This window comes from Pseudomonas guariconensis (assembly GCF_024127895.1).
Classification (GTDB): Bacteria; Pseudomonadota; Gammaproteobacteria; order Pseudomonadales; family Pseudomonadaceae; genus Aquipseudomonas; species Aquipseudomonas guariconensis_B.
Genome location: NZ_JAMYBK010000010.1, coordinates 83494 through 101345, shown reverse-complemented (window position 1 = coordinate 101345; position 17852 = coordinate 83494). Strand labels below are relative to the sequence as shown.

At 65.9% G+C, this 17852-nt stretch carries 16 protein-coding genes; 6 read left to right on the top strand and 10 right to left on the bottom strand.

Features of this window, described 5'->3' with window-relative positions:
* Nucleotides 1-72 precede the first annotated feature (72 nt).
* The gene (locus NJF35_RS13205; protein WP_225788443.1) at nt 73-1515 is read left to right on the top strand and encodes a SulP family inorganic anion transporter; all 1443 of its coding nucleotides are present in this window, start codon (nt 73-75) and stop codon (nt 1513-1515) included.
* Nucleotides 1516-1722: 207 nt separating this feature from the next.
* Here NJF35_RS13205 and fusA read toward each other — a convergent pair whose 3' ends face one another.
* Together fusA and NJF35_RS13195 are read right to left on the bottom strand one after the other, a co-directional pair.
* Complete coding sequence (gene fusA / locus NJF35_RS13200) at nt 1723-3834, bottom strand: elongation factor G (RefSeq protein ID WP_225788442.1); 2112 nt, start codon at nt 3832-3834, stop codon at nt 1723-1725.
* Nucleotides 3835-3918: 84 nt separating this feature from the next.
* Nucleotides 3919-4347: a hypothetical protein gene (locus NJF35_RS13195; protein ID WP_225788441.1), complete on the bottom strand. Its 429-nt coding sequence runs from the start codon at nt 4345-4347 to the stop codon at nt 3919-3921.
* Between the two features lie 281 nt (nt 4348-4628).
* Between NJF35_RS13195 and NJF35_RS13190 the strand changes: the two genes are divergently transcribed.
* Nucleotides 4629-4925 (top strand): hypothetical protein, encoded by a 297-nt coding sequence (locus tag NJF35_RS13190; protein ID WP_225788440.1) that lies wholly within the window; start codon nt 4629-4631, stop codon nt 4923-4925.
* A gap of 5 nt (nt 4926-4930) precedes the next feature.
* On the opposite strand, the gene NJF35_RS13185 is transcribed toward NJF35_RS13190, so the two are convergent.
* Both NJF35_RS13185 and gcvA read right to left on the bottom strand, forming a co-directional pair.
* The gene (locus NJF35_RS13185; RefSeq protein ID WP_253091164.1) at nt 4931-6181 is read right to left on the bottom strand and encodes an aspartate aminotransferase family protein; all 1251 of its coding nucleotides are present in this window, start codon (nt 6179-6181) and stop codon (nt 4931-4933) included.
* A 128-nt stretch (nt 6182-6309) separates the two neighbouring features.
* A complete protein-coding gene (gene gcvA, locus NJF35_RS13180; RefSeq protein ID WP_225788438.1) occupies nt 6310-7206 on the bottom strand; it encodes a transcriptional regulator GcvA in 897 nt (298 codons plus the stop codon).
* Between the two features lie 320 nt (nt 7207-7526).
* Here gcvA and NJF35_RS13175 point away from each other — a divergent pair, with 320 nt between their 5' ends.
* The 4 genes from NJF35_RS13175 to NJF35_RS13160 all read left to right on the top strand — a co-directional run bounded on the left by NJF35_RS13175 (nt 7527) and on the right by NJF35_RS13160 (nt 10516).
* A complete protein-coding gene (locus NJF35_RS13175) occupies nt 7527-8912 on the top strand; it encodes an amino acid permease (protein ID WP_225788437.1) in 1386 nt (461 codons plus the stop codon).
* A 113-nt stretch (nt 8913-9025) separates the two neighbouring features.
* Complete coding sequence (locus tag NJF35_RS13170) at nt 9026-9523, top strand: PaaI family thioesterase (protein ID WP_225788436.1); 498 nt, start codon at nt 9026-9028, stop codon at nt 9521-9523.
* Between the two features lie 126 nt (nt 9524-9649).
* Entirely contained in the window at nt 9650-10036 is a 387-nt protein-coding gene (locus tag NJF35_RS13165) for a DUF488 domain-containing protein (protein WP_253091163.1), read from the top strand.
* A gap of 48 nt (nt 10037-10084) precedes the next feature.
* The gene (locus tag NJF35_RS13160) at nt 10085-10516 is read left to right on the top strand and encodes a GNAT family N-acetyltransferase (RefSeq protein WP_253091162.1); all 432 of its coding nucleotides are present in this window, start codon (nt 10085-10087) and stop codon (nt 10514-10516) included.
* Between the two features lie 114 nt (nt 10517-10630).
* Here the strand turns inward: NJF35_RS13160 and NJF35_RS13155 are convergent, their stop codons facing one another.
* From NJF35_RS13155 to NJF35_RS13130, 6 genes are read right to left on the bottom strand one after another with little or no spacing between them, the layout of a single operon-like run.
* Nucleotides 10631-12085 carry a right-handed parallel beta-helix repeat-containing protein gene (locus NJF35_RS13155; protein WP_253080458.1) on the bottom strand — a complete coding sequence of 485 codons (1455 nt, stop codon included), beginning with the start codon at nt 12083-12085 and terminating at the stop codon, nt 10631-10633.
* Nucleotides 12086-12099: 14 nt separating this feature from the next.
* A complete protein-coding gene (locus tag NJF35_RS13150; protein ID WP_253091161.1) occupies nt 12100-13212 on the bottom strand; it encodes a polysaccharide lyase in 1113 nt (370 codons plus the stop codon).
* Nucleotides 13203-14627, bottom strand: a complete 1425-nt coding sequence (locus NJF35_RS13145) for an alginate O-acetyltransferase AlgX-related protein (RefSeq protein ID WP_253091160.1) — start codon at nt 14625-14627, stop codon at nt 13203-13205. Before NJF35_RS13145 ends, NJF35_RS13150 begins: the two co-directional genes overlap by 10 nt.
* A gap of 26 nt (nt 14628-14653) precedes the next feature.
* Nucleotides 14654-15292 (bottom strand): alginate O-acetyltransferase AlgF, encoded by a 639-nt coding sequence (locus NJF35_RS13140; RefSeq protein WP_225788430.1) that lies wholly within the window; start codon nt 15290-15292, stop codon nt 14654-14656.
* Between the two features lie 18 nt (nt 15293-15310).
* Nucleotides 15311-16405, bottom strand: a complete 1095-nt coding sequence (locus tag NJF35_RS13135) for an alginate O-acetyltransferase (protein WP_253091159.1) — start codon at nt 16403-16405, stop codon at nt 15311-15313.
* 9 nt (nt 16406-16414) lie between these two features.
* Complete coding sequence (locus NJF35_RS13130; protein WP_253080461.1) at nt 16415-17842, bottom strand: MBOAT family O-acyltransferase; 1428 nt, start codon at nt 17840-17842, stop codon at nt 16415-16417.
* Nucleotides 17843-17852 lie beyond the last annotated feature (10 nt).

The following is a 17852-nucleotide window of genomic DNA, read 5'->3' as shown; positions in this document are numbered from 1 at the left end:
TCGCTTGGGCAGCGGGCCCGACTCCTGGACTGGAATGGGCCGCGTTTGCGTTCGCCATACCACAGGATACCCATGAAACCCGCCAGACTCCGTGCCGACGTGCTCGCCGGCCTCACCACCTCCTTCGCCCTGGTGCCCGAGTGCATCGCCTTTGCCTTGGTGGCGCACCTGAACCCGCTCATGGGCCTGTACGGTGCCTTCATCATCTGCACCCTGACCGCCCTGTTCGGCGGCCGCCCCGGCATGATCTCCGGCGCTGCTGGCTCCATGGCGGTGGTGATCGTCGCCCTGGTGGTGCAGCACGGCGCCCAGTACCTGCTGGCCACGGTGCTGTTGGGCGGGGGGCTGATGATCCTGTTCGGTGCGCTGCGCCTGGGCAAGTTGGTGCGTCTGGTGCCGTACCCGGTGATGCTCGGCTTCGTCAACGGCCTGGCCATCGTCATCGCCCTGGCCCAGTTGGAGCACTTCAAGCAGGGCGAGCAATGGCTCAGTGGCACGCCTTTGTACCTGATGATCGGCCTGGTGGCCTTGACCATGCTGGTGGTCTACGTCCTGCCGAAGCTGACTCGCGCCGTCCCGCCGGCGCTGATCGCCATCCTCGGCGTGGGCCTGCTGGTCTATCTGCTCGGCCTGCCGACCCGCACCCTCGGCGACATGGCGCATATCGCCGGTGGCCTGCCGCAGTTGGCATTGCCGGACGTGCCGTGGAACCTGGAGACCCTCAGGATCATCGCTCCCTACGCCCTGCTGATGGCCATGGTTGGTCTGCTGGAAACCCTGCTGACCCTCAACCTCACCGACGAGGTCACCGAGAGCCGTGGCTACCCCGACCGCGAGTGCGTGGCGCTGGGTGCGGCGAACATGGTCTCGGGCCTGTGCGGCGGCATGGGCGGCTGCGCGATGATCGGGCAGACCATGATCAACCTGAGTTCCAATGGCCGTGGCCGGCTGTCGGGCGTGGTGGCCGGGGTGATGATCCTGCTGTTCGTGTTGTTCCTGTCGCCGCTGATCGAGCGTATTCCGCTGGCGGCGCTGGTGGGCGTGATGTTCGTGGTGGCCCAGCAGACCTTCGCCTGGGCCTCGCTGCGGGTGCTGCACAAGGTGCCGGCGAGCGACGTGCTGGCGATCGTCGCGGTGACCGTGGTCACGGTGTTCACCGACCTGGCCACCGCCGTGCTGTTCGGTATCGTCATCGCCGCGGTCAACTTCGCCTGGCAACATGCCCGCGAGCTGTATGCCGAAAGCCACGAGGACGGTGAGGGCGGCAAGGTCTACCAGGTGCACGGCACGCTGTTCTTCGCCTCGACCACGCCGTTTCTCAACCAGTTCGATCCGGCGGGGGACCCGGCCAGCGTGACCCTGGATTGCAAGCACCTGAGTGTCGTCGACTACTCGGCGATCGCTGCACTGAAGACCCTGCGCGAGCGCTATGCCAAGGCGGGCAAGCACCTGCGGGTAGTGCACCTGTCGGAGCGCTGCCGGACGTTGCTCAGGCGGGCAGGGGAGCAGCACTGACGTTTCAGGGGCCGCTTCGCGCCCCATCGCCGGCAAGCCGGCTCCCACAGCTTGGCGCCGGCCTCAAGAGCAACTGCACAGAGGGCGAAAGGGCCAGCGACGGTCCTGAGCAAACCACATCATTTACGGTCGACTCGAACCCTGTGGGAGCCGGCTTGCCGGCGATGGGCTGCGAAGCAGCCCCAAAGGCGCCACAGCCCTACAGGCTCACTCTCCGCGACTCTTCTTGACGATCGCCTCGGCGATGCTCGCCGGCGCCTCGGCATATTTGGTGAACTCCATCGAGTAGCTGGCCCGCCCCTGGGTCATCGAGCGCATGTCGGTGGAGTAGCCGAACATCTCGCCCAACGGCACCTCGGCGCGGATCACCTTGCCGGCAGGGCTGTCCTCCGAGCCCTGGATCATGCCGCGCCGGCGGCTCAGGTCGCCCATGATGTCGCCCAGGTACTCTTCGGGGGTGACCACCTCGACCTTCATCACCGGCTCCAGCAGCACCGCACCGCCTTTCTGCGCCAGCTGCTTGGTGGCCATGGACGCCGCGATCTTGTAGGCCATCTCGTTGGAGTCGACGTCGTGGTAGGAGCCGTCGTACACCGCCGCCTTCAGGCCGATCAGCGGGTAGCCGGCCAGCACGCCGTTCTGCATCTGTTCCTCGATGCCCTTCTGGATCGCCGGGATGTACTCGCGCGGTACCACGCCGCCGACGATCTCGTTGACGAACTCCAGGCCCTCCTTGCCTTCCTCGCCAGGGGCGAAACGGATCCAGCAATGGCCATACTGGCCACGCCCGCCGGACTGGCGGACGAAGCGGCCCTCGATCTCGCAGGTGTTGCGGATCTTCTCGCGGTAGGCCACCTGGGGCTTGCCGATATTGGCCTCGACATTGAACTCGCGGCGCATGCGGTCGACGATGATGTCCAAGTGCAGCTCGCCCATGCCGGAAATGATCGTCTGGCCGGTCTCCTCGTCGGTCTTGACGCGGAACGACGGGTCTTCCTGGGCGAGCTTGCCCAGAGCGATGCCCATCTTCTCCTGGTCGGCCTTGGTCTTGGGCTCCACCGCCACGGAAATCACCGGGTCGGGGAAGTCCATGCGTTCGAGGATGATCGGCTTGTTCATGTCGCACAGGGTATCGCCGGTGGTGACATCCTTCATGCCGATCAGGGCCGCGATGTCGCCGGCGCAGACGTTCTTGATCTCGGCGCGCTGGTTGGCGTGCATCTGCACCATGCGCCCGACCCGTTCCTTCTTGCCCTTGACCGAGTTGAGCACCGCATCGCCGGAGCTGAGCACGCCGGAGTAGACCCGGGCGAAGGTCAGGGTGCCGACGAAGGGGTCGGTGGCGATCTTGAAGGCCAGCGCCGAGAACGGCTCGTTGTCGTCGGCATGACGTTCCAGGTGCTTGTTCTCGTCGTCCGGGTCGACCCCTTTGATCGCCGGGATCTCGGTGGGGGCGGGCAGGTAGTCGATCACCGCGTCGAGCATCAGCGGCACGCCCTTGTTCTTGAACGACGAACCGAGGATGGTCGGCACGATCTCGTTGGCCAGGGTGCGCTGGCGCAGGCCGGCCTTGATCTCCTCGATGCTCAGCTCCTCGCCTTCGAGGAACTTCACCGTCAGCTCGTCGTTGGCCTCGGCAGCGGCCTCGACCATGTGCGCGCGCCACTCCTCGGCCAGGGCGCGCAGCTCGTCAGGGATCTCTTCCTCGCGGTAGCTGGTGCCCTGGTCGGCGTCGTTCCAGTAGATGGCCTTCATCTTCACCAGGTCGATCTGCCCGGCGAAGTGCTCCTCGCTGCCGATGGCCAGCTGGATCGGCACCGGATGGTGGCCCAGGCGCTGGTCGATCTGGCGGACCACGCGCAGGAAGTCGGCGCCCTGGCGGTCCATCTTGTTGATGTAGGCCAGGCGCGGCACGTGGTACTTGTTGGCCTGGCGCCAGACCGTCTCGGATTGCGGCTCGACCCCGTCGGCGCCGCTGAACACCACCACCGCGCCGTCGAGCACGCGCAGCGAGCGCTCCACCTCGATGGTGAAATCGACGTGGCCGGGGGTGTCGATGATATTGAAGCGGTACCTGTCGGCGAACTGCTTGGCCGAGCCCTGCCAGAACGCCGTGGTGGCCGCCGAGGTGATGGTGATGCCGCGCTCCTGCTCCTGGGCCATCCAGTCCATGGTGGCGGCGCCATCATGCACCTCGCCCATCTTGTGGTTGACCCCGGTGTAGAACAGGATGCGTTCGGTGGTGGTGGTCTTGCCGGCATCGACGTGGGCGACGATGCCGATGTTGCGGTACAGCTCGATGGGGGTTGTGCGGGCCATGGTCAGTCACCTGCGGGTGAGCGGATTCTCCCAAGGTAGCAGACCGGGAGAATCCTGCCGTTCCGCCGGGCGGGCGCGCTTGACTCAGTCGGCCAGGGCCTGCAGTTGCCAGTGGCCGTCGGCCTCGCGGGCCAGGCCGCTGGCCGGCAGCAGGGCCAGCAGGCGTTCATGCAGGGCCGCCTCGGTGAAGGACTTGACGGTGGCCAGGTCCAGTTCGCCGGCCAGGGGCAACTCGCGCTTGGTGTACGACAGCCAGGCCTTCTTCAGGGCCAGCAGTACGTCGCTGGCGGCGGTGTTGGCGAAGCGGCGGTGCAGCGGGCGGCCGTCCAGTTCGAAGGTATGGCGGTGGCTGTAGCCGCTTTCGTCGCCCCCAGTCTCGCCACAGCGGTGACAGCGGCAGGGGCCGTCGCCGAAGGCGTTGCGCAGGTAGGCGTTGAAGTCCACGACGGGCTTGAGGGACAGGCGTTTGTCGACCTCGAACAGGTCGGCGATCAGGGGTTCTTCGGCGCTCACTCGGGATCCTCGTGTGGTGTGGCGTGCATCGGCAGGCACCCTAACAGATCGGGGCGCGGGAGACCATGTGACGGGCAGGCGCGATGATCGTCGGTAGTACCGGCCCATTCGCGGGCAAGCCCGCTCCCACAAGGTGCGGTGGCCACCACGAATGATGCGGCTTGCAGGGCCGTGTGGGAGCGGGCTTGCCCGCGAAGAAGCCGGTAGAGACAACGGCTGGCCGCTGCCGTACCCTACGCATCCCGGTGCCCAGGCGCCCCCTTTTCGATGAGGCAACCCGATTGAGCAAGTACCCCTATATCGCCACCGTGACCGTCAGCAGCGAAACCCGCGGAGGCGAGGCCGAGGCGGTCGAGAACCCGGCCGTGCGCGTGGGCCTGGAAGCGGTGAGCGAAACGCTCAAGAAGGTGCACTTCGTCGGCACCCTGGCGGCGCCCGACAATGCCACTCACATCTGCGTGACCCTGGAGAACGGCCTGACCTACTACGGCCCGATCGTCAACGGCCACGCCGAACTCGAAGGCGGCTGGATCGCCTTCGAGTCCGACATGCTCACCCCGCAGGAATTGGGTCTCTAACGGCTTCAGCCCAACTCCGCCAGGCACTGCCCGAGGATATCCAGGCCTTCCTCGAGCACCTCGGGCTCGATGGTCAGCGGCGCCAGCAGGCGGATGATGTGCCGCGCCTTGCCGCTGGGCATCAGCAGCAGGCCCTTGCCGCGTGCCGCTTCCAGTACCTTGGCCAGCAGTGCCGGCGCCGGGCTGCCATCGGCATTGACCAGCTCGATGCCGCGCATGGCCCCGGTGCCGGTCAGGCGACCCAGCGCGGCCATCGATCCGCACGCCTTCCAGCGTGCGTAGTGCGCGACGATCGCCTGTTCCTGGCGTTCGCCCCAGGTGGCGATGTTCGCGTCGCTCATCTGCGCCAGGCTGGCCAGCGCCGCCGCGCAGGCGATCGGGTTGCCCGAATAGGTGCCGCCCAGGCCGCCCTTGGGCAGTGCGTCCATCAGGTGCTTGCGACCGACCACCGCGCCCAGCGGCATGCCGCCGGCGATGCTCTTGGCCAGCAACAGCAGGTCTGGCTCGATCCCCAGGCGGGGGAAGGCGAAGCGCTGGCCGGTGCGGCCGAAGCCGGATTGGATCTCGTCGATGATGACCAGGATCCCATGCGCGTCGCAGAAGCGCCGCAGTGCCTGGGCGAAGGCCGGGTCCAGGGCGAGGAAGCCGCCTTCGCCCTGCACCGGTTCGAAGATGAAGGCGGCCACGTCCTCGACCGCCAGCTCGACGCTGAACAGCCGCTCCATGGCCTTGAGGGCCTGCTCGCAGGTCACCCCGGTGTCGGCGCTGGGGTAGGGCAGGTGGTAGACCGGGCCGGGCAAATCGCCGACCCGCTGCTTGTACGGCGCGACCTTGCCGTTGAGGTTCAGGGTGGCCAGGGTGCGGCCATGGAAGCCGCCGTCGAAGGCGACGATGGCGCGCTTGCCGGTGGCGCCACGGGCCACCTTCAGTGCGTTCTCTGCCGCCTCCGCGCCGCTGTTGGTGAGCATGCCCGCCAGTGGGTAGCCGACCGGCACGAACTGGCGCAGACGTTCCATCAGTTCCAGGTACGGGCCATGGGGGGCGGCGTTGAAGGCGTAGTGGGTCAGGCGCGCGGCCTGGGCCTGGATCGCCTCGACCACGGCGGGGTTGCAATGGCCCAGGTTGAGTACGCCGATGCCGCCGACGAAGTCGATGTAGCGCTTGCCGTCGGTATCCCAGACTTCGGCATTGCGGCCATGGGAAAGTGTAATGGGATGAACGATGGCGATAGACTGACTGATACTTTCCGGGTTCATGTGCACGCGGCTCTTTGTTCAAGTTTCTTATTATCGAAGCGTGCCGCGACAGTATTGCGCAAACGAATTATTCGATTACGGTCATTCCACTGATTCTTGATGTGGTGAGGTTCATCGCTGGCCCCAGCTCAATCCCCCTCGGCCACCCGCTCCAGGATCCACTGCACGAACGCCCGGACTTTCGGCACCTCGGCCGCATGCTCGGCATGGGCGACGAAGTGCTTGCCATTGCTCGGCACCGGATGGTCCCAGGCCACCACCAACTTGCCTTCGGCCAGCTCCTCGGCCACCAGGTAGCGGGGGATCAGGGCGATGCCGCAACCGGCGATGGCCGCGCGGATGCACAGGTAGAAGGTGTCGAAGCGGGGACCGTGGTAGCTGTTCTGGCTGTGCAGGCCCAGGCCCAGGAACCATTCGTGCCAGGCCTCCGGCCGCGAGGCGCACTGCAACAGGCGATGCTCGGTGAGGGCTTCGGCACTGTCGAAGCGGTATTGCTGGCGCAGCTGTGGCGCGCACACCGGTACCACCTCCTCGCTGAACAGCTCGATGCAGGTCGCCCCGGGCCAGGTGCCCTGGCCGAAGAAGAAGGCGATGTCGGCCTTGGCCTGCACCAGGTCGAAAGGCTCCAGCTCGTTGCGGATATCCAGGTGGATGCGCGGATGACGCTCGCCGAACCCCTTGAGCCTGGGCACCAGCCAGCGGGCGCCGAAGGTCGGCTGGGTGGCGATGCGCAGCACCTCGGTCTCGTCGCCGTAGCTGAGGATGTAGCGGCTGGAGATGTCGATCTGGGTGAGGATCTTGTTCACCTCGGTCAGGTACAGGGCCCCGGCCGGGGTCAGGTGCAGGCGCCGCCGGATGCGCTGGAACAACGGGTGCGAAAGCATGTCCTCGAGCTGCGCCACCTGCTTGCTGACCGCGCTCTGGGTCAGGTGCAGTTCCTGCGCCGCACGGGTGAAGCTCAGGTGGCGGGCAGCGGCTTCGAAGCACTGCAGGGCGGTGGTCGAGGGCATCAGGCGTTTGGACATGAAGGGCGCTACCGAGCAAAAAAGGAAGAAGTTCATTCCGATATGGAATCATGTGTTTCGAAAAGGTCGTTTGTTGACCCCGTCCTAAAAGATTAATACTGACCTGCATCAATGATGACAACCGTTGTTCGATGCAGGAGAAAACAACATGACCGTCGAACTTTCCAGATATACCGCTCCCTTGTAGGCACGCGGCACACCCGCATCTACAGGGCAGCGTGAAGCCCCAGAACAACAAGAAACAGCAGCAAAAACCTACAAGAATCTGCTCCGACCTTTCAGCCGCCCCTTGCGGCGGCCGACCCATTCGAGGGTTCCCCATGGCTTCGCTACAACACAAGAAACAGCGTTCGCTGCAACACGGCCTGACGTCGCGCCAGGTTTCCATGATTTCCATCGCCGGCATCATCGGCGCCGGCCTGTTCATCGGCTCCTCCAACGCCATTGCCACCGCCGGCCCGGCCATCCTCATTTCCTATGCCATGACCGGCCTGCTGGTGCTGCTGGTGATGCGCATGCTCGGCGAAATGGCCATCGCCAACCCCAACAGCGGCTCGTTCTCCACCTACGCCGCCGAGGCCATCGGCCCCTGGGCGGGCTTTACCATCGGCTGGTTGTACTGGTGGTTCTGGGTGCTGATCATCCCGGTCGAGGCCATCGCCGGTGCCGACATCCTCCACGCCTACTTCCCGGCTGTGCCCTCCTGGCTGTTCGCCTTTCTGATCATGGTCGTGCTGTCGGGTACCAACCTGATCAGCGTGAAGAACTTCGGGGCCTTCGAGTATTGGTTCGCCCTGGTCAAGGTGGTCGCCATCCTGGCCTTCATCGGCATCTGCAGCATGGCCGTGTTCGGTGTCTGGCCGTTGGCCGAGAGGTCCGGGGTCAGCCAGCTGTGGGCCAACGGCGGCTTCATGCCCAACGGTTTCGGCACGGTCCTGGGCGGCGTATTGATCACCATCTTCTCGTTCTTCGGCGCCGAGATCGTCACCATCGCCGCCGACGAGACTGCCAACCCCAAGGAGAAGATCCGCCGCGCCACCAACCTGGTGGTGTACCGCATCGCCATCTTCTACCTGGCGTCGATCTTCCTGGTGGTCTCGCTGGTGGCTTGGAACGACCCCGGCCTGAAGGCGGTCGGTTCCTTCCAGCGGGTGCTGGAGGTGCTCAACGTGCCGGGGGCCAAGCTGCTGGTCGACCTGGTGGTGCTGGTGGCGGTCACCAGCTGCATGAACTCCGGGCTCTATACCGCCTCACGCATGCTTTACTCCCTGGGCGCCCGCGGTGAAGCGCCGGCCATGATCCGGCGTATCTCCGGCAACGGCGTGCCGACCATCGCCGTGGCCCTGTCGACCCTGGCGGGCTTCGCTGGCTGCTTCGTCAACTATGTGTTCCCCGGCAAGGTCTTCGGCTTCTTGCTGTCCACCACCGGTGCCATCGCCTTGCTGGTGTACCTGGTGATCGCCGTGTCGCAACTGCGCATGCGTGCCCGCGCCGATCGCGATGGCACCCAACTGGCGCTGAAGATGTGGTTGTTTCCCTGGCTCACCTGGTTGGTGATCGGCACCATCGTCATGGTCCTGGGCTACATGCTGTTCAGCGATGCGTACCGCTACGAGACCTTGATGACCGCCGGGGTGACCTTGTTCATCCTGCTGATCTCGCTGACCCGGCGCCGCACGGGGGCGGCGGCCACCCAGGCGGTCTGAGCCTGACGCGGGGCTGCTGTGCAGCCCACAGGGCTTTTCCGTTGGCGCCAGCGGGGCAGGGCGCTACCATCGGCGACGGCATTTCTTCCCATTCCAACAAGCACAGGAAGCTTATGAACGCACACGCCCTTTCCATCCAGGAGCTGGCTGCCCCCGAAGGCACCTGCTATGGCTGCGGCTGCTCCCACCCCAGCGGCCTGCACGTCAAGAGCCATTGGGACGCCGACGGTATCCACCTGGTGTGCCGTCACGCTCCCGACGGCAGCTTCGTCGGCTGGCCTGGGCTGGTCTATGGCGGCCTGCTGGCCATGCTGGTCGACTGCCATTCCAACTGGACCGCCATGGCCTACCACTACCGTGCCGAAGGCCGCGAGCCGGGCAGCCTGCCGCGCATCGATTGCGTCACCGGCACGCTCAGCCTGACCTACCTCAAGCCCACCCCCATGGGCGTCGAGTTGCTGCTCAAGGCACGGGTGGAAGGCGAAGTAGGGCGCAAGAGCCGGGTGATCTGCGAGGTGTGGGCCGGCGATGTGCTGACCGTCAGCGCCGACTCGGTGTTCGTCCGCGTCGATACCGAGAAGCTCAAGCTCAAGGCCCACGGGCAGGCTTGAATGGCCCCGTTGGCCTCGGGCCAGGGCACGCAAGCCTGGCAGCAGGGGAGCCATTCGTTACCCGGGCGTGATTTCGGCCGGTGAACGCCCTAGGCTGGTAAGGACAGGATGCTGCAGGAGAAGACGATGATTCGTTGCAAGCGTGTCTATGAGCCAGCCGAAGCGAGCGATGGCCAGCGGGTATTGGTCGACCGCCTGTGGCCACGCAACAAGCGCAAGGACGACCTGCACGGGGAGTGGCTGCGCGAGGTGGCGCCGTCCAACGAACTGCGCAAGGCGTTCCACCACGGCGAGGTGGATTTCGCCGGGTTCACCCAGCGCTACCAGCAGGAGCTGGCCGCCCATCCCGAGCATTGGTATCCGTTGCTGGACCTGGCGGGCAAGGGCGACCTGACCCTGCTGTATGCCGGCAAGGACACCGAGCACAACAATGCCCGTGTGCTGGCCGACTGGCTGGAGGACGAGCTGGACCGGCGCGGGTCGGGCAGTTCGCCGGTGTGCTATGCCCCTTAGGGCCGTTGCCGGCCTTGGCGCCGCGTGGCATGCCGAGGGAGACATGCCATGCCCCTTCGCTTGAGCCCTGCCAGCGACACCCACCTGAGCTTCGCCCGCGACCTTACCCGCCGGGCCATGCTGCCTTATTACCGGGAATTCGACCTGCTGTGGATCGAGGAAGCCTTCGATGAGGCCTGGACCTGGCGCGAACAGTGGCTGGTCATGGACGGCGACGAGCTCTTGGGGTTCTGCAGCCTCAGCCAGGATCGCCAGGCGCTGTTCATCCGCGAATTGCACCTGCTGCCCGAGCACCGTGGGCGCGGGGGCGGCAGTTGGGTGTTGGAGACACTGGCCGGCTGGGCAGCGCAGCGGCAGTTGCCGTTATTGCGCCTGATGGTGTTCAAGACCAACCCGGCACGGCAGTTGTACCGGCGCCGGGGCTTCATCGAGATGGGCGAGGACGAGTGCTTCGTGCGCATGCAGCGTGCGATCGACTGAGGGAATGCCGACAGGCCTGTGGAAGCGGGCAAGCCCGCTCCCGAACCCCGTCAGCCAACCGTTCTCTGCGCAGTCACGTTCTACTCAATGAGTCACGTGGTGTTCTATCGCCCCTCACGGCCAGCGCACCCGCGCGGTGCCGCCCTGACGTACCGTGGCCTCCAGGAGCCTGGCCTGCAATGGCAGCAGGTCGCCGATCAACAGGTTCTGCAGCAGCGGCTTGCCATCGAAACTGTTGCCGCCCAGCGCCACCTCGCGCACCCCTTCGACCCGCACCACCGCCTTGCCGACCTGGCCCAGGCGATTGCCGCTGAGCAGCAGCGGGCCGGGCAGGGGAGTGGCGTTGCGCAGGCTGACGGCATACTCCGGGGTATTGCCGATACGGTTGCCCACCAACGCCAGGGCGCCGACGTCGCTGGCATCCACGGCGGTGCCTTGGCTGCTGGCCAGCAGGTTGTCGTCGATCAGCAAGGGGGCTGCCGAGGTCGGCGCGAGGTTGCGCAACTGGATGCCATTGCCGCGGCTGTCGCCGATACGGTTGCTCGCCAGCAGCACCGCGCCCTGTTGTTCGCTGATCTCGATGGCGGCCTTGCCGGCGCCGAGGATCAGGTTGTCTTCCAGCAGGGCGCGGGTCTGCCCGCGCAGGCGTACGCCACTGTTGTTGTCGATGCCGCGCAACTGGTTGCCGCGAAGGCTCAGCTGGCTGTCGCGAACGTCGATGGCGTATTGCTGGGACTGTTCGAACTGGCTGGTGCTGATGGTCGCCTGGCTGTGTTGCAGCTCCACGGCGGTGGACAGCTCGCTGAACCGGCTGTCGCGGATCAGCACGGTCGCCAGGCGGCTGCCAGCAGGCTGCTGGGGGCTCAGCGCGGTGGTCAGTCCACGGGACAGGTTGGCGTTGTAGCCCAGGCGCCTGAGCGTCGAGCCGATCACCTGGGTGTGGCTGCCGGCCCAGGCTACCACGAACGGTCGCCAGGCACGGTCGGTATTGCCTGGCTTGTCGCCCGCCACGCTTTCCAGGCTCGACTGGTTCAGCCCCAGCCAGCCCTGGTTGATCAGCGCCGTGCCAGAAAAACTGTAGAGGTACAGGCTGGTTCCTTCGAGCACCAGGCCTGCGTCGGGACCGATCAGCAGCGGGTAGCTGAGCAGGTAGCCGTCCTTGTAGCGGCGCAGGATGCGCGGGTTGGCGAGGGCGTCGTTCAACTGCGCCAGGGTGATGCTGCCACCGCGCAGCATCACCACCTGCGGGTGGTGCGCCTGGTAGCCCGCGATGGCACGGAACAAGCCATTGTTGACGAACGGCTCGAAGGGCCAACTGCCGGCCTGGGACGAGAACATCGGTTGCAGGCTGACGCTGGCACGGCCAGCCGGGCGCGGCCGCTCGGCCTGGGCGAAGGTCACCGCCTGGCGCGCTTGCTGGCGCAGGGTCAGCACCTGCCGTTGGTGTTCCTCCGGCGTCAGGGCATCCACCGTCTGGTTGACCGGCAACGCCTGGCTACCGGCCTGGGCGGTGCCGGCCAGCAGCAGGGCAGCCAGGCAGGTGAGGGAAAAGCGGGCGAGGAGGGCCATGGTTACGTCCTTGATCAGGGCTGTTGTAGGTAGAGCGGCTTGAGCGGGCCACCGAGTTGGCTGTAGTTGTCCACCTCGCCGTCCTCGCTGTCGTACAGTTCGCGGGCCAGGCGATGGCCCGGGTTGCGCTGCAGGAACGGGATCAGCCAGGCCAGCTTGTAGGGGGCGACGTCGACCTGGGCGCGGCCCTCGAGTTCGGGCAAGGCCTGCGGCTCGAGGATGCTGCGTGCGGCGAAGTTGGCCAGCAGGTCGAGGGTGCGCTGGTCCTCGTCGCGCCAAGGCAGACCGTTGGCCCGCGCCGATTCCGCCAACAGCACCAGGGGCACCAGGGCGTACTGGCTGTAGTTGGCGGCAAGCTTGCCGCGTGCCACTTCCAGCGGCAGGTAGGCGTAGCTGCCATCCTGGCTGCGCACGGCCTGGGCCAAGCCACGGCGCAGGTTGCCGTCGGCCCACTGGATGAAGTCGTCGCGGCCCACCAGCATGCCGCTGGCGGCCACTGCCCAGGCGGCCCAGTAGTCGTGGTTGTTGAAGTACACGGTGCGTGAGGTACGGCGCGGGTCGTATTCGCGTATCACCAACTCGGCCAACTGGGTGATCCAGGCGGTCTGCGTGGCCGTCAGTCGCACCTTGCCGTCGCTGGCCGACTGGGTCAGCAGCAGCGCGCCGGCCATGGCCGCCAGCGCCCACTTGCGCGCGGCCATGCCGGTGCCGCTGGCGTCGGGGCTGAGCAGCGCGCCTGCCGAGGCCCAACGTTCCAGCCACTGGTCCTGGCAGGCCAGGGCCATGTTGGCGTCCTGGGGTTTTTTCGCCCGTACGAAGCGCTTGCCGGCGTAGATCAAGCCACCGACGAACTGCTTCACTTGCTTGCCGACCCGTTCGCTGTCGGCATCCGGGCGGGCACGCAGGGTCGACTTGCTGGCGTCGCGCTGGTCGTACTTGCTTTCCAGGCGCAGGCTGCCGGTATAGGGGGCGGGCGGTGCCTTGCTGCAGGCCAGGGTACGGTAGTCGGCCACCATCGCCGCCTGCGCCGTGGCTCGCGGCGGCCATAGCGACTGGGCCGCGGGTGCCGCCAATGGCGACAGGGCCAGGGCGATGACCAGGGCCAGGCTTGTGCGCTTCACAGGCATAGGCGGGTTTCCACGTCGGTGGCGGCGGTGCCGGGCTTGGTCGGCTCGAGGAACACCGAGAGCAGGTTGGCGCCAGCGAAGGCCGGGTCCTTGCTCAACTCCAGGTAGTACTGGCCACCGCTGACCACCACTTCGCGGCGGAACCACACTTTGTCGCGGGCGCCGTTGTCGTAGTAGACGATGATGTAGAAGTCCTTGACGTTCCTGTCGCTCAGGCGGATGTCGAGAAACCCTCTTGCCCCTCCCAGCGCCTGGCGCGCACTGCCGGCATTGCTCAGCAGCTCGATGCGCTCGCCGACCTTCAGCGCCGGGCGCCGCAGCTTCGAGGCCAGCACCTCTTTCGAGGCCTTGCAGCCACCCTGGATGGCGGGCACCAGCTGGCGGTACATCAACGGCGAGTCGAGCCGGTAGTTGGCCGGCAGTTCCCAGACGATCAGCTTGGGCGGTGCCTCGGGCTTGTAGTCGGCCGACAGCAGGTATTCCAGCAGCGAGCCGTCCTCGCCGACGCCGGGCAGGGCATAGTTGAGCACGTCCACGTCCAGGTACTGCTTGAGGTAGCCGTCGAAGTTGAATTGCTTGCTTTCGTCCTCGCGGGCAGCGGCGTTACTGTCGCCGACCAGGATCACCTCCGGGTCTGGCGCTTCGTCGAACAGGGCGTCGGCGCTGTCGGCCACCGGGATGGTCTGGTAGCCGCGCACGTACTGGAAACCATAGTTGTTGCCGCAGATATAGCTCAGCGCCAGGTTCAGGGTGCCGTCCTTGGGCACCATGACCCCGGGTTCGGTGCGGTAGTGCTTTTTGGTCAGCCCCGCGTAGAAGGGCTGGCGGCGGATCTCCTCGGCCATCAGGCGCGCGGTGGCTTCGGCACCGGCCGGGGTCCAATGGTGGTCGCGGCGGAAGAAGAACTCGGCCTTGGGTGGTTGCTGCACCAGTTGCATCATCGGCGCCACCACCGCGCCGCCCTGGCGCAACTGGCCCAGGTAGGTGGCGAGGTTGTGGCTGGCGCGGGGGTAGTCGAAGCCGTGCAGCCGATCGCCGTACAACTTGTCACGGTGCATCAGGCCTCGGGTCGGCTGGATGGCCATGGCCACCTGGATGCCCTGGCGATGGAAGGTGTCCATCAAGCGGGCGAATTCCGGGCGCATGGGCGCCGGGATGCCGAAGTCGTTGGTCAGGTCCACCGCCGAGCGGAACAGCCAGCGGTCCTTGCCGGGGACGATCTCGCGCATCAGCTTCATGCGCCCCTCGGTGTAGTGGCGCGGGTCGCTCAGGGCCGGGCAGACCAGGCATTGCAGGTCGCTACAGGCGGCCTTGTCGGCATTGGTACCGCTGGCCTTGGCAGGCTCGGCCGCCTGGGCGGCCAACGCGCCCAGCGCCAGGCCCGTGGCCAGGCCCAGGGAAAGAAGGGTGTTCATGTGCCGGTCATCCTTGCAGCGGGGCATCACTCGGTCGGGTCGATGCTGTTGGCCTGGCCCATGCTGCGATAGCCGGTGCCCTGGGGCAGCAGCACGTAGCTGTAGGAGCGGCCTTTCTTGAGGAACAGTTCGTCGAAGCTGGCGACCCGCTGGTCGGCGACGTAGGCGGCGAAGCCGATCTTGATTTCGTTGACCATGCGGCTGCCGGTCTGGCCGTTGCCCAGCGGCTCGACCACCACGTGCTTGCCGTCCACGGTCTTGAGCGCGGCCTTGGCCGGGGTCAGGTTGTAGAAGGCGATCTGTGCCTTCTTCGGTTCGTTGATGTACTTGTCGGCGATCAGCGACAGCTGCTTGCCGTCGTAGACCACGGTGCTGGCGGCGTTGGCCTTGAGCTGTGGCTCGATGGCCTGGGCGCCGACGGCGATCTTGTGTGGGCCGGCCGGGACGAAGCGGTAGCCGCTGAGCTGGCCCGGGGCGACCTTCTGTGGGTTGATCTTGCCGCTCAGGCTCACGTCGATGCTGTTGTCGGACAGGTTGAGCACACGCACGAACGCCGAGTCGGCCGGTGCCACGGCATCGTACAAGTCGGCATTGCCTTCGGCAGCGAGGGCCGCATGGCCGTTGGCTGCCAGGGTGATGGCGGTGAACAGGTGGGTAAGTTTCATCGGGCTCTCCTTGAATCGTCAGAAATGCTGGGGTTGGGTGCTGCGGCTGAGCGAGCCAGGGCGGTGGGCCAGCAGGGTGCGCAGGGGGAATTCCCAGACCACGGTGTCGATCTGCGGGTTGGCCAACTGATCGCTGGCCAGGAACTGGTTCATCGCCTCGAACGGCCCGCGGGCTTCCACGGCGATGCTCAGCAAGTCGCGGTTGAGGGCTTCCTTGAGAAAACCGACGAAGTTCCAGTCGTCGATCTTGCTGTAGCTGGTACCGACCAGCAGCAGGCTCTGGTCTTGCTCGGCGAACAGGTCGTCGGCGTCCTGGTCGGCCTTGAGGGTTTCGTAGAGATCGATGCGGCTCGGACCGAATTGTGGCGCGAGGCGAGCATGGTCGAACTGCAGGTAGTTCATCAGGTCGCCCTTGACGTTCTTCTCGCCGGCCTTGTGCGAGCGATAGAGCTGGTCACCGAGCAGTTGCGGACGCTGGCGGGCCAGTTCGTAGGCCGACAGGCGTGCGCCTTGCGGGCTCCAATGGGTGTCGGACTTGAGGAACAAGCCTGGCCCTGCCAGATTGCCGAGGAAGGCGCCGCGCAGCGGTACCACGTCCAGCTGGCGTGCCTGCAGCTCACCGACGAAGCGGTCGTACAGGCTCGTCACCCGTGGGTCGAAGGCGTGCTCGGCGTGCTCGGCATAGATGTCGAGCTTCATCGGCAGTGGCAGCAGCACCAGGTGCTTGCCATGCTCGGCCAACTGTTTCTCGACCTTGGCGATCTGCTCGAGCTGGGTCGCCACGTTGGCCTCCAGGTCATTGGGCACGCGGTATTCCTGGTTGGTGTAGAGCCAGCCGTCCTTGCCCAGTACCACGCCCTTGGTGCCTTCGCCGAACAGGTGGAACTGGGCGTCGGCCCACAGTTGCACCGACGGGTCGCGCAGGAAGAAGCGCTTGTCGTAGACCTGCTCGAACTTGCGCAGCAGCTTGCCGTCGACGAACAGGTTCCAGGCGTCGCCCTGGGTTCGGGCGAAGCTGAACACCGGTGGCAGCGAGTACACGAACATCGCCGCCAGCACCAGGGCGAAGAGAATGCCGTTGGCCTTGCTGGCCGAATTCATCACCGGATACATGGCCGTCTCCTAGAACTGGAAATACAGGAAGGGCGAGAAGGAATTGGCCGCCAGGCTGCTCAGCGCCAGCAAAAAGCCCCCCCACAGCAGCACGCTGTGCAGCACGCCGACATGGCGCATGAAATAGCCTTCCTTGTTGCCGGCGTAGAAGCGCACGTTGTTGATCCCGGCCAGGACCAGCCAGGCCAGCGCCACCAGGGCGAAGGCCATGGCCATCTTCGAGGCGCCGAGCACGTACAGCTCCAGCGAGCCGAAGCCGTTGAAGCCGAGCAGCGCCTGGTAGATGTCCAGGCTGTGGCGCAGGTCCATGGTGAAGAACAGCGGCATGCTCAGCACGATCAGCACCCCGGTGCGCAGGTTGCGGCCCAGGTGGTAGGGCGTGGTGACCTTGGTGGCGAGGTTGAACTTGCGCTCGATGACCATGCCGATACCGAAGAACAGGCCCCAGCAGATGAAGGCGAAGCTTGCCCCGTGCCACAGGCCCGACAGCAGCATGGTCCAGACCAGTGCCGGCAGGGCCCCGGCGACGCGCTTGCGCACCAGCGGCATGTACACGTAGTCGCGCAGGAAATGCGCCAGGGTCATGTGCCAGCGTGCCCAGAACTCGGTGATGCTCTGCGACACATAGGGCTGGTTGAAGTTTTCCGGGAAGCGAAAGCCCATCATCAGCGCCAGGCCCAGGGCCATGTGGCTGTAGCCGGCGAAGTCGAAGTACAGCTGCAGGGTCGACACCGCCAGGCCGAACCAGGCGTCGCTGAACTGCAGGGTGCCCTCGCTGACGAACAAGACGTTGATCGGCGCCAGGCGGTCGGCGATCAGCACCTTCATGATGAAACCGAGCATGAAGCGGCACACGCCCAGGGAGAACAGCTCCAGCGAATGGGTGCGCTCGCGCAACTGCGGCGCCAGTTGGCTGTAGCGCAGGATCGGCCCGGCCACCAGGTGCGGGAACAGCGCAACGAAGGCGGCGAAGTCGATGAAGTTGCGCGTGGGTGTGGCGTCCTTGCGGTAGATGTCGACGATGTAGCTCAGGGCATGGAACACGTAGAAGGAGATGCCCAGGGGCAGGAAGATGTTCTCCAGGGTCCAGGTATTGATGCCCAGCGGCGCCAGCAGCATCGCCAGTACTTCGGCGCCGAAGTTGGCGTACTTGAAGTAGCCCAGGGTCGACAGGTTGCCGATTACCCCGAGCCACAGCAGGCGCAGGGCCCAGCGCTTGTCGCCGGCGTCCAGGCGCGCCTTGATGCGCAGGCCGAACCAGTAGTTCCAGTAGGTGATCGCCACGAACAGCAGCAGGAAGTCCGGGCGCCACCAGGCATAGAAGATGTAGCTGGCGGCAACGATCACCACCGAGCGCCACTGGGGCCTGGCCAGGAAATAGACGGCCAGGAACAGCGGCAGGTAGAGGAACAGGAAGACGTTGGAGGCGAAGATCATTGGCAGGGTC